8 protein-coding genes are annotated in these 11,675 nt (G+C 67.4%); 6 read left to right on the top strand and 2 right to left on the bottom strand.

Going from position 1 to position 11,675, the window contains the following annotated elements:
* Nucleotides 1–116: 116 nt before the first annotated feature.
* Nucleotides 117–1,757 (bottom strand): chaperonin GroEL, encoded by a 1,641-nt coding sequence (groL, locus tag ACCQ12_RS02675; RefSeq protein WP_039405128.1) that lies wholly within the window; start codon nucleotides 1,755–1,757, stop codon nucleotides 117–119.
* A gap of 144 nt (nucleotides 1,758–1,901) precedes the next feature.
* Nucleotides 1,902–2,189 carry a co-chaperone GroES gene (locus ACCQ12_RS02670; protein WP_003483210.1) on the bottom strand — a complete coding sequence of 96 codons (288 nt, stop codon included), beginning with the start codon at nucleotides 2,187–2,189 and terminating at the stop codon, nucleotides 1,902–1,904.
* Nucleotides 2,190–2,624: 435 nt separating this feature from the next.
* Between ACCQ12_RS02670 and ACCQ12_RS02665 the strand changes: the two genes are divergently transcribed.
* The 6 genes from ACCQ12_RS02665 (at nucleotide 2,625) to accB (ending at nucleotide 11,629) form a co-directional block, all read left to right on the top strand.
* Nucleotides 2,625–4,418: an endonuclease gene (locus tag ACCQ12_RS02665; protein ID WP_372382865.1), complete on the top strand. Its 1,794-nt coding sequence runs from the start codon at nucleotides 2,625–2,627 to the stop codon at nucleotides 4,416–4,418.
* 491 nt (nucleotides 4,419–4,909) lie between these two features.
* Nucleotides 4,910–5,242 carry a divalent-cation tolerance protein CutA gene (cutA, locus tag ACCQ12_RS02660; RefSeq protein ID WP_372382864.1) on the top strand — a complete coding sequence of 111 codons (333 nt, stop codon included), beginning with the start codon at nucleotides 4,910–4,912 and terminating at the stop codon, nucleotides 5,240–5,242.
* Nucleotides 5,243–5,247: 5 nt separating this feature from the next.
* Nucleotides 5,248–7,572, top strand: a complete 2,325-nt coding sequence (locus tag ACCQ12_RS02655; protein WP_372382863.1) for a protein-disulfide reductase DsbD family protein — start codon at nucleotides 5,248–5,250, stop codon at nucleotides 7,570–7,572.
* 402 nt (nucleotides 7,573–7,974) lie between these two features.
* Nucleotides 7,975–10,143: a prolyl oligopeptidase family serine peptidase gene (locus ACCQ12_RS02650; RefSeq protein WP_372382862.1), complete on the top strand. Its 2,169-nt coding sequence runs from the start codon at nucleotides 7,975–7,977 to the stop codon at nucleotides 10,141–10,143.
* Nucleotides 10,144–10,602: 459 nt separating this feature from the next.
* Complete coding sequence (aroQ, locus tag ACCQ12_RS02645) at nucleotides 10,603–11,049, top strand: type II 3-dehydroquinate dehydratase (RefSeq protein WP_372382861.1); 447 nt, start codon at nucleotides 10,603–10,605, stop codon at nucleotides 11,047–11,049.
* 97 nt (nucleotides 11,050–11,146) lie between these two features.
* Nucleotides 11,147–11,629, top strand: a complete 483-nt coding sequence (gene accB / locus ACCQ12_RS02640) for an acetyl-CoA carboxylase biotin carboxyl carrier protein (protein ID WP_184441105.1) — start codon at nucleotides 11,147–11,149, stop codon at nucleotides 11,627–11,629.
* Nucleotides 11,630–11,675: the final 46 nt, after the last annotated feature.

Below are 11,675 nucleotides of genomic sequence, written 5' to 3'. Positions count from 1 at the left end.
ACCTGCTTCGGGCCGATCATCCCAGCGATCGCGTGCTGCCATCCAGCTCGTCGGACACAAAAAACCCCGCCTTGCGGCGGGGTCCTTTTGTACTGCAACAGCCGAAGTGGCGTGGATCAGAAATCCATGCCGCCCATGCCGCCCATGCCACCGCCGGCCGGCATCGCCGGCTCGTCCTTCTTCGGTGCATCGGCCACCATGGCTTCGGTGGTGATCATCAGGCCGGCGATCGAGGCTGCGTTCTGCAGCGCCGAACGGGTGACCTTGGTCGGGTCCAGGATGCCGAACTGCACCATGTCGCCGAACTCGCCGTTGGCGGCGTTGTAGCCGTAGTTACCGGTGCCTTCCTTGACCTTGTTCAGGATCACGGACGGCTCTTCGCCGGCATTGGCCACGATTTCGCGCAGCGGGGCTTCCATGGCGCGCAGGGCGATCTGGATGCCGTGGGTCTGGTCTTCGTTGGCACCGGTCAGGTTGCCGACGGCCACCAGCGCACGCACCAGGGCCACGCCGCCGCCCGGGACCACGCCTTCTTCGACGGCTGCACGGGTGGCGTGCAGGGCGTCTTCGACGCGGGCCTTCTTTTCCTTCATTTCGATTTCGGTCGACGCGCCGACCTTGATCACTGCAACGCCACCGGCCAGCTTGGCCACGCGCTCCTGCAGCTTCTCACGGTCGTAATCGGACGAGGTGTCTTCGATCTGGGTCTTGATCTGGCCGACGCGCGACTCGATCGCGGCCGAATCGCCAGCGCCATCGATGATCGTGGTGTTTTCCTTGGAGACCTGCACCTTCTTGGCGCGGCCCAGGTCCTTGATGGTCGCCTTCTCCAGCGCCAGGCCCACTTCTTCGGAGATCACGGTGCCGCCGGTCAGCACGGCCATGTCTTCCAGCATCGCCTTGCGACGGTCGCCGAAGCCCGGTGCCTTGACGGCCACGACCTTCACGATGCCGCGGATGGTGTTGACCACCAGGGTCGCCAGCGCTTCGCCTTCGACTTCTTCAGCCACGATCAGCAGCGGCTTGCCGGCCTTGGCCACGCCTTCCAGCACGGGCAGCAGGTCACGGACGTTGGAGATCTTCTTGTCGTGCAGCAGGATGAACGGGTCGTCCAGGTCGGCCGACTGGCTCTGCTGGTTGTTGATGAAGTACGGGGAGAGGTAGCCGCGATCGAACTGCATGCCCTCGACCACGTCCAGCTCGTTTTCCAGGCCCGAGCCTTCTTCAACGGTGATCACGCCTTCCTTGCCGACCTTCTGCATCGCTTCGGCAATGATGTTGCCGATCGACTCGTCCGAGTTGGCCGAGATGGTGCCGACCTGGGCAATCGCCTTGTCGTCGGTGGTGGGCTTGGAGATGTTCTTCAGCTCGGCGACGGCGGCCTTGACGGCCTGGTCGATACCGCGCTTGAGGTCCATCGGGTTCATGCCGGCGGCCACGGCCTTGGCGCCTTCGCGGATCAGGGCCTGGGCCAGCACGGTGGCGGTGGTGGTGCCGTCGCCGGCGTTGTCGTTGGTCTTGGAAGCGACTTCCTTGACCATCTGCGCGCCCATGTTCTCGAACTTGTCAGCCAGTTCGATTTCCTTGGCGACGGAGACGCCGTCCTTGGTGATGGTCGGCGCGCCGAAGCTCTTCTCGAGCACGACGTTGCGGCCCTTCGGGCCGAGGGTTGCCTTCACGGCATTGGCAAGCACGTTGACGCCACGGACCATGCGGGTACGTGCGTCTTCACCGAAACGAATGTCTTTAGCAGCCATTGTCTGAAACTCCGGAATTGGGAATGGGGAATGGGGAATCGGTCAATCAAGGGCGGATATCGGGGCTGGGCGGGATGGCGACGGCGTTGGCCGCTCTACCGATTCCCGATTCCCTACTCCCGATTCCCGGCGCATAGCGCCTGATCAGCCGATGACGGCCAGAATGTCGTCTTCGCGCAGCACCTTGTACTCGACGCCTTCGGACTTGTAGCTGCTGCCGGCGTACTGGCCGTAGATGACCTTGTCGCCAACCTTGACCACCGGCGCGCGCAGGCTGCCGTTGTCCAGGGGCTTGCCGGCGCCGATGGCGACGACTTCACCCTTGGTGGACTTTTCCTTGGCGGAGTCCGGGATCACGATGCCGCCGGCGGAAACTTCGTCGGCTTCGATCGGCTTGACTACAACGCGGTCGTGAAGCGGCTTGATGCTCATAGAGAAAGACCCTCTTAAGTGATTGATTGGTCTGGAAATTATCGGCGATGTTAGCACTCGCACATGACGACTGCCAGCACAGCGCGCGGAAAAAACCCGACAGAGCGGGTGCGGGCCAGAGATTGTGCTGCGCGGGCAGCTTTCAAGGGCTGGGCGTAAAAAATTTTTCGGCCGCGCGGTCTCATCCAGGGGCCAGGACGACTGCGGCGCACGGCCTGCGCGGCATCCGGGCGGTGCGCGTTGGCAGCGGCTACAGGGCCGACAATGCCAGCGGCACCGCGCGAGCAGCAGCGCCGCTGATTCCCCGCAGCCACCTCATCCCGCTCATCACCAGGCGCGCATCCAGCCACACGCTAGAAATGGAACCAGGTTCCACCGTTTGTCATGCGCACGCTCTACAGTCGGGATCGCATTCCCGATCACAAGGAGCTGTCGATGAGGTTGCCGTCCCGTGTTGTGTCCCTGCGTTGCACCCTGCCCCTGGCCTGCGCGTTCGCGCTGAGCGCCACCGCCGCCCATGCGGCGGTCTTCATCAACGAACTGCACTACGACGATGCAGGCGCCTCCGGCGACAGCGGCGAAGGCGTGGAAGTGGTGGCCACCGCCGGCGAATCGCTGAGCGGCTACCGCATCTATCTGTACAACGGCAGTGTCCCGAGCGCGGCGACGGTCTACGCCAACACCGCGGTACCGGCCGGCAGCCTGGTCAGCTGCGGCAGCCAGGTCCGCCTGGCCACCGTGAGCTACGCCAGCAACGGCGTGCAGAACGGGCCCAACGATGGCGTGGCGCTGGTCGACCCCAATGGGCAACTGGTGCAGTTCCTCAGCTACGAAGGCGCCATCACCGGCAGCGGCGGCCCGGCGGCCGGGGTCACCAGCCAGAACCTGCCGGTCAGCGAGAGCAACAGCAGCGCGGTCGGCAGTTCGCTCCAACTCACCGGCACCGGCAGCGCGGCGGCCAACTTCAGCTGGGCCGGCTCGGCGGCGCAGACCTTCGGCGCCTGCAACCGCAGCCAGACCTTCAACGGCGGCGGCGGCGGTGGCGGCACCACCGGTGCGCCGACGATCACCAGCACCACGCCGAGCCAGGGCGCCACCGGCTTCCCGGCGGCCGGCGACCTGGCGGTGGGCTTCAGCGAGGCGGTGACGTTGAGCAGCGGCGCCTTTGCGCTGAGCTGCGCCAGTTCCGGCAACGTGGCACTGAGCTACGCAACGACGGGCAGCCGTTTCACCCTGTCCACCAACACCGCCCTGGTCGGCGGCGAGCGCTGCACGCTGGCCATCACCGCCAGCGCCATCCGCGATGCCAGCGGCCTGAGCCCGGCGGCTAACCAGTCCATCGCCTTCACCGTGGCCACCGCCAGCGGCGGCGCCACCGGCTACTACTCGCGCGTCAACACCGCCACTGCCAGCCAGCTGCGCTGCTCGCTCAACGCCACCATCCGCGGCCATACCGTCTACCCGTACAGCGGCACCGGCACCAATACCTGGACCATCCTGGAGATGGCCGACGAGGACCCCAACAACAGCGGCCGCATCCTGGACGCCTACCGCAACCGCAGCTACGCCAAGGTCAGCGACCGGGCCGGGACCGGCAGCGGGCTGACCTACAACCGCGAGCACACCTGGCCCAACTCGCTGGGCTTCGGCAGCGCCACCGGCGACCGCGGCCTGCCGTACGCGCCCTACACCGACACCCACATGCTGTACCTGACCGACACCACCTTCAACGCCGACCGCGGCAACAAGCCCTATGCCACCTGCACCAGCAGCTGCGGCGAGCGGGTGACCGAGGTCAACGACGGCAGTGGCGGCGGCAGCGGGCGTTACCCGGGCAATTCCAACTGGGTGCGCACGCCCGACGGCAACGGCGGCACCTTCGAAGTGTGGGGCCGGCGCAAGGGCGACATGGCGCGTGCGGTGATGTACATGGCCATTCGCTACGAAGGCGGCACCGATGCAGCCACCGGGCAGTCCGAGCCGGACCTGGAGCTCACCGACGACCGCAGCCGGATCGTGCAGACCTCGTCTTCGCCCGCGTATATGGGCCTGCTGTCCACGCTGTTGGCCTGGCACCAGGCCGACCCGCCAGACGATGCCGAACGTGCTCGCAACCAGGTGATCTTCAGCTTCCAGGGCAACCGCAACCCGTTCGTGGATCATCCCGAATGGGCCACTGCCGGCCTGTTCACTTCGGCCAAGCCGGCCAGCTGCCAGCTGGCCAACTGAGCTGCACCGGCCCGACGCGTGATGCGTCGGGCCGGTGGGGTGGGGTCACGCGGAAAAACGTACGGCACCTGATGGCGGCCAGGCGCCAGTGCCGACGGCGTGGGTCGCAGCAGGCGAAACGCCCTCGATCGGATCCGACGCCGCTGCTGAATACCGCGGGCGTGGCAATGCGTCGCCTCCGCACCGACATGCAGGCTTCCAAGATCGCCTTGCCAAGGATCCCGGCCTCCTCGCGCTGGGCGAAGTGACCGCCGGGTCACCGGCGCAATGCATCTCCCAACCGTTGTCGGCCGGTCTTGGCATCCGGCGCCGCGCTCCGCGCCACGGCAAGGTCGGCGCAGTGTGGCAGGTGCTCTACCGACCTCCCTGCGCAGCTGCACCGAGGCATGGGCGCCCTGCCTACCGGCATTGCGAAGGCAGCGAAGTTGACGCCCTGTTCCGGAATCGGCGGTCGATCCCCCGCAGGCGGGGCATTACACTGCGCAGCTGCAATGAGCGCCTCTTCCCTCCATCTGTTGTTCAGCACCTGCCCGGATGCCGACAGCGCCGACCGCATCGCGCACGCCTTGCTGGACGAGCGCCTGGCCGCCTGCGTCACCCAGTTGCCCGGCGCGCAATCGCTGTACCGCTGGAACGGCGCCATCGAGCGCAGCACGGAAGTGCAGTTGCTGATCAAGACCTGGGACGACTGCCTGCCCGACGCCATCGCGCGGCTGCAGGCGCTGCATCCGTATGAACTGCCGGAGGCGGTTGCTGTCCAAGCCAGCGCCGGGCTGCCGGCCTACCTCGATTGGGTCCGGGCCGACACCCGCAAGGAATCCTGACGTCCATGAAGTCTCTGTCCCGCTGGATCGCCCGCTGCGCGCTGCTGGCCGCGCCCTTGTTCGCCGCGCCGCTGGCGCTGGTGGCGCCACCCGCGCAGGCGGTCAGCGAGGCCGACCTGCTGCCGGTGGACCAGGCCTTCGCGCTGACCGCCCAGGCCGACAGCCGCGACAGCATCGCTCTGAACTGGAAGATCGCGCCGGGCTACTACCTGTATCGCCATCGCATCAGCGTCAAGTCCGGGCAGGGCTTTTCCGTTGGCGAACTGGCGCTGCCGGAGGGCGAGAGCAAGCACGACGAGTTCTTTGGCCAGGTGCAGACCTACCGCAAGCAGTTGCAGGCCACCCTGGCCGGCAGGGCCGAGCCGGCGCTGAAGACGGCGGTCCTGCAGGTGCAATACCAGGGTTGCGCCGATGCTGGGGTGTGCTACCCGCCGCAGCGGCGCGAGATCCGCGTCGCGCTGCCCGAGGCAGCGGCCGCCGGCGCGCCCACCGCCGCACCGCAACGCGAAAACCTGGGCGCACTGGTGCCGCGCGGCGCGTCGGGTCCGCGCCTGTTCGGCGCCACCGGCCAGGCCGCCGGCGTGGACACGCTGCCGCTGCCGGCCGAGCAGGCCTTCACCTTCGAGGCCATCGTCGGCGACGGCAACAGCCTGCTGCTGCGCTTTACCCCGGCACCGGGCTATTACCTCTACCGCGACCGCACCTCGCTGGCCGTGGAAGGCAGCACCGGCGTGCGCACCGGGCTGCCGCGCTGGCCGCAGGGCAAGACCCACCGCGACGAACATTTCGGCGACGTGGTGGTGTATTTCGACCAGGCCGAAGTCACCCTGCCGCTGCTGCGCGAGCGCGCCGAGCCGGCGCACGTGACCCTGGTGGCCACCTTCCAGGGCTGCCAGACCGACGGCATCTGCTACCCGCCGATGACCCGCCGCGTGGCGCTCGACCTGCCTGCCGGCACGGTCTCGCCGCAAAACCAGGCGCAGGCCGCGCCGCTGATGATTTCGCCGCTGGCCGCCGGGCAGGCACCTGCCGACCCAGCGCCCGCCCAAGCCGGCGCCTCCGCGGCGCCGCCGGCTGCCAGCGCCGCGGCCGACAATCCGCAGCGCACCCAGCCACCGCATACCGACAAGGGCCTGCTGGCGATGCTGGCGCTGGCCCTGCTCGGCGGGCTGGTGCTGAACCTCATGCCCTGCGTGCTGCCGATCCTGTCGCTGAAGGTGCTGGGGCTGGCGCACAGCGGCGAGAGCCGCAGCCATGCCCGCAGCCATGCCATCTGGTATTCGCTGGGCGTGCTGGTGTCGTTCGCCGCCATCGGCGGGCTGGTGATCGGCCTGCGCGCGGCCGGGCAAGCGGCCGGCTGGGGCTTCCAGCTGCAGCAGCCGTGGTTCGTGGCGGCGCTGGCGTACCTGATGTTTGCGGTGGGCCTGAGCCTGTCGGGGGTGTTCACGCTGGGCAGCAACCTGGGTGGCATCGGCCAGTCGCTGGCCGCGCGCAACGGGCCGCTGGGCGACTTCTTCACCGGCGTGCTGGCCTGCGTGGTCGCCAGCCCCTGCATCGCTCCATTCATGGGCACCGCGCTGGCCTATGCGTTCACCGCGCCGGCGCTGCTGGCGATGCTGGTATTCCTGGCGCTGGGCCTGGGCCTGGCGCTGCCGTTCCTGCTGATCGGCTTCGTCCCCTCGCTGGCGCGGCGCCTGCCCACGCCCGGCGCATGGATGGAGACGCTCAAGCAGGTGCTGGCGTTCCCGATGTATCTCACCGCGATCTGGCTGCTGTGGGTGCTGGGCAAGCAGCGCGGCGTGGATGCGCTGGCGTTGATGCTGGTCGGTGCCACCCTGCTGGCGCTGGGCCTGTGGTGCTTCGAGCGCAGCCGCTGGAACAGCCATCGCACCGGCATGCGCCTGGCGACGGTGATGCTGGTGCTGGCCATCGTGCCGGTGGTCGGCGTCACCCGCCTGCGGCTGCCGGCGGCCACCGCCGCCAGCGAAGGCGCAGTGGCGTTCTCGCCGCAATTGCTGGACCGCCTGCGCGCCGACAACCGCGTGGTGTTCGTCAACATGACCGCCGACTGGTGCGTGACCTGCAAGGCCAATGAAAAGAACGTGCTGAGCAGTGCCGAATTCCGCGACGCCCTGCGCCGCGTCGATGCGGTCTACATGAAAGGCGACTGGACCAACGTCGACCCGGCCATCAGCACCTTCCTAGACCAGCACCAGGCCGTGGGCGTGCCGCTTTACGTGGTGTACGGTCCCGGTGCCCCGCCGGCGATCCTGCCCACGGTATTGACCGGCGCGATCACCGAGGACGCGTTGCTGCGCGCAGCGCGCTGAGGCGGCGGCTTGCGCAGGCACGCTGCCTCAGCGTGCCACGGCGTGGGCGGGCACGCGTGGCGTTTGCGTGCGCCGGCCCGGCGCACGTTGGCACGTGATGCCGGTGCGTAGCGCGCTGGCCGCTGCCGGTAGCTGACACGCATTGCCGACTGCCGATTGCCGACGACCACGCAGCGCCGTTGCGACCGCCATGCGCACCTGCCGCGTTGATGCGCCTCATGCGAGTGGCTGGCCATTGGCCGCAGCGACGCCTGCAATGGCAGCGCATCTTCTTGCCATCGGCACGCCGGATGCAGTGCGAAAAACCTGCCCCGAAAACGCATTCCTCAACATTGCTCGTTGCGTGCGCCAGAAGCGATTTGCGCCCTTATGCTGCCTGCTCCCCACAGCGGTGATGACAGCATGGTCCGCACGTCTTCCCCTACCCCGAGCGGTGCGTGGATTGTTCTTGCACTCATCGCAGGTCTCACCGCCACAGCTGTCGCTGCCGACAGTGCAACCACGGCGACACCGCCAGACCCGTACGCATGGATGGAAGAGGTGACCGGGGCGAAGGCGCTTGCCTGGGTCAGGCAACAGGATGCCCGCACCGAAGCGCAGTTGGCCGAGACCGCGCAGTTCAAACAGCTGGAAGCCGGCATCCGCGAGGTCATGGATTCGGATGCGAAGATTCCCTATGTGCAGAAGATCGGCACGTACTACTACAACTTCTGGCAGGACAAACAACACACGCGCGGCATCTGGCGGCGGACCACCCCTGCGGAATATCGCAAGCCCTCGCCCAGGTGGGAAACCGTGCTGGATCTGGATGCGCTCAACCAGAGCGAAGGCAAGGACTGGGCATGGCAGCATGATCCTATCCAATGCCTGCGCCCGGCGTACCGCCGTTGCCTGATTCCGCTGTCGCGTGGCGGCGCCGATGCCGATGTGACGCGCGAGTTCGACGTCGTTGACAAGCGATGGGTGACGGATGGCTTCGTGCGCCCCGAGGCGAAAGGTACGCTGTCCTGGATCGATCAGGACACCGTGTATGTCGGCACCGATTTCGGACCCGGCAGCACGACCGATGCCGGCTATCCACGCATCGTCAAGCAATGGAAACGCGGCACCGCGCTGGAGACGGCGAGCGTGGTGTATACGGGCGCCTCGACCGACTTTGAGGTCAGCGCCTTCCATGATCCGACGCCGGGCTTCGAGCGGGATATCGTGGAGCACCGCCTCAGCGCATGGAACACCGTCTGGTTTCTGCGCGATCGCAGCGGCGCACTGGTCAAGGTGGATGCTCCGGATTCGGCGACCAAACAGGTCCACCGCCAATGGCTCACGCTTGAGCTGCGCCAACCCTGGACCGTGGGGAGCACTACCTATCCTGCCGGCGCACTTTTGGCCACCCGGCTCAACGACTTCATGGCCGGCAAGCGGGTGTTCGAGGTCGTCTTCGCTCCGACCGACAGCAGCTCGCTGACCGGCTACGTCTGGACGCGCTCGCATCTGGTGCTGCAGACGCTGGAAGACGTCAAGACCCGACTCAGCGTCCTGACGCCAGGCAACGATGGCTGGGCCCGCACGCCCTTCATTGGCGCACCCAGCATCGGATCGGCGCAGGTCGAAGCGGTGGACAGCATCGACAGCGATGCGGTCTGGCTCACTGTCCAGGACGACCTGACCCCGCCGACGTTGTCGCTGGCGCAGATCGGCCAGCGACCGGAACGCATGAAGGCGCTGCCGGCGCTGTTCGATGCCAGCGGCCTGGTGATCGCCCAGCACTTCGCCATCAGCAAGGACGGCACCCGCGTCCCGTACTTTCAGGTCAGTCCGAAGGACGTGCCGCCCGACGGCAATGCGCCGACCCAGATCATCGGCTATGGCGGCTTCGAGGTTCCCCTGCTGCCGCGGTATTCGGCCGTCATGGGCCGTGCCTGGCTCGAAAAAGGCGGCGTGTTCGTGCTGGCCAACCTGCGTGGCGGCGGCGAATACGGGCCACGCTGGCATCAGGCGGCAATGAAACAGAACCGGCACAAGGCCTACGAAGACATGGCCGCGATTGCGCAGGACCTGATCGCGCGCAAGGTCACGTCCGCCAGCCACCTGGCCGTGCACGGCGGCAGCAACGGCGGACTGATGGCCGGCAACATGCTGGTCCAGTATCCGCAGCTGTTCGGCGCCGTGGTGATCGAGTCGCCGCTGCTGGACATGCGGCGCTATAGCCAATTGCTGGCCGGCGCGTCGTGGATGGAAGAGTACGGCAACCCGGACACCGCCGATTGGTCGTTCATCCGCACCTTCTCTCCCTACCACCTGTTCGATCCGGGCAAGTCCTACCCTCCCACGATGATCGCAACCTCCACCCGCGACGACCGCGTCCACCCGGGGCACGCGCGCAAGATGGCGGCCAAGATGCTGGACGCCGGCAAGGACGTGATGTTCTACGAAAGCATGGAAGGCGGCCACGCCAACCCGGGCGACAACGCCCTGGCCGCGCACAGGACCGCACTCACGTACGCGTTCTTGTGGCGGCACCTCGGCAGAGACGCCAACGCTGCGCAACACGACCAGCCAGGCAGCCCGTAGTCGGCAGGGCCGTCTGTCGGCGATCTCCCTGGCCGAGCGGCGCCACTGCCCGCTACGTGCAGCGAGGGCAGCACGAGCGACGCACTGCGTCGACACCGGAGCTTGTAGCCGCATCACCGGAGACGAGCGGACTGGCTGCACGGGCACAGAACGCCGACATGCAACAGGGGAGGATGTGGGTATGACGGCGGCGGTGCGGTCGCCTGACTGCCATCGGCCGGCATCGCCGCGCAACGGCGTGACAATCCTGAATACCGGCTGCCGCCGTCCGCCTCGCTCCGGTGCAGGTGTCGGGCCCGGTGCAACTGCCCTTGCGGGCGCCAATGCCCGCCGCCACTGGCGCGGCACGCGCGCGCCACTGAAATTCAATCGTTCGTTTAAAACAGCTATAACTTCTGCTATCTGGACAGCATCGCCAGCATCGCGCAGACTTCCGGCCTTTCCGCTGCGCTGGATGTCATGGCCCACCTGCTGCTGTTGCACGGCCCCAACCTCAACCTGCTCGGTACCCGCGAGCCGGAGGTCTATGGGCGCACCACGCTGGCGCAGATCGATGCGGCCCTGGTGGACCGTGCACAGGCCGCCGGGCATGTGCTGGCCTGCCTGCAATCCAATGCCGAGCACGTGCTGGTGGAGCGCATCCACGCCGCGCGCGAGGACGGCACCGCCTACATCCTGATCAACCCGGCCGCCTTCACCCACACCTCGGTGGCACTGCGCGACGCGCTGCTGGGCGTGGGCCTGCCGTTCGTGGAAATCCATCTGTCCAATCCGCATGCGCGCGAGCCGTTCCGCCACCACAGCTATCTCAGCGACAAGGCCGACGGCGTCATCTGCGGCTTTGGCGCAGACAGCTACCGGCTGGCGCTGGAAGCGGTGATCGCGCGGCTGGAGCGCGTGCCCTGACCCTTGCCGTCCCCGGCTCGGCGACCACGCCGACGGCCTGACCCCATTCCGCCGGCATCCGCCGGCACTCTCCACCGATTCACCTCAAGAGGCCCTTATGGATCTCCGCAAAATCAAGAAACTCATCGACCTGCTCGAAGAATCCAATCTCGCCGAAATCGAGATCAAGGAAGGCGAAGAAAGCGTGCGCCTGGCGCGCGTGCCCAAGGGCACCCAGGTGATGAGCGCACCGGTGCAGCAGTACGCACCCGCCCCGGCCGCCGCACCGGCGGCGGCCAGCATGCCGATGCAGTCGCCCACCGAGGCCTCCACCGGCGGCGCCAAGCAGGCGGCCGCGCTGCCCGAGGGCCACGTGCTGCGCGCGCCGATGGTCGGCACGTTCTACACCTCGCCCTCGCCGGACAAGCCGGCGTTCGTCACCGTGGGCCAGGCGGTCAAGGCCGGCGACACCCTGGCGATCATCGAGGCGATGAAGATGTTCAACCCGATCGAAGCCGACGTCTCCGGCACCGTCGTCGCCATCCTCGGCGAAACCGGCCAGCCGGTGGAGTTCGATCAGCCGTTGTTTGTCATCGACTGATTTGCCGGGACCCGGGACCCGGGACCCGGGACCCGGAAGAGCAAGG

Origin of the sequence: Xanthomonas sp. NCPPB 1068 (assembly GCF_041479385.2) — a bacterium.
GTDB classification, from domain to species: Bacteria; Pseudomonadota; Gammaproteobacteria; order Xanthomonadales; family Xanthomonadaceae; genus Xanthomonas; species Xanthomonas cannabis.
This window is presented reverse-complemented; position numbering and strand designations above follow the sequence as displayed.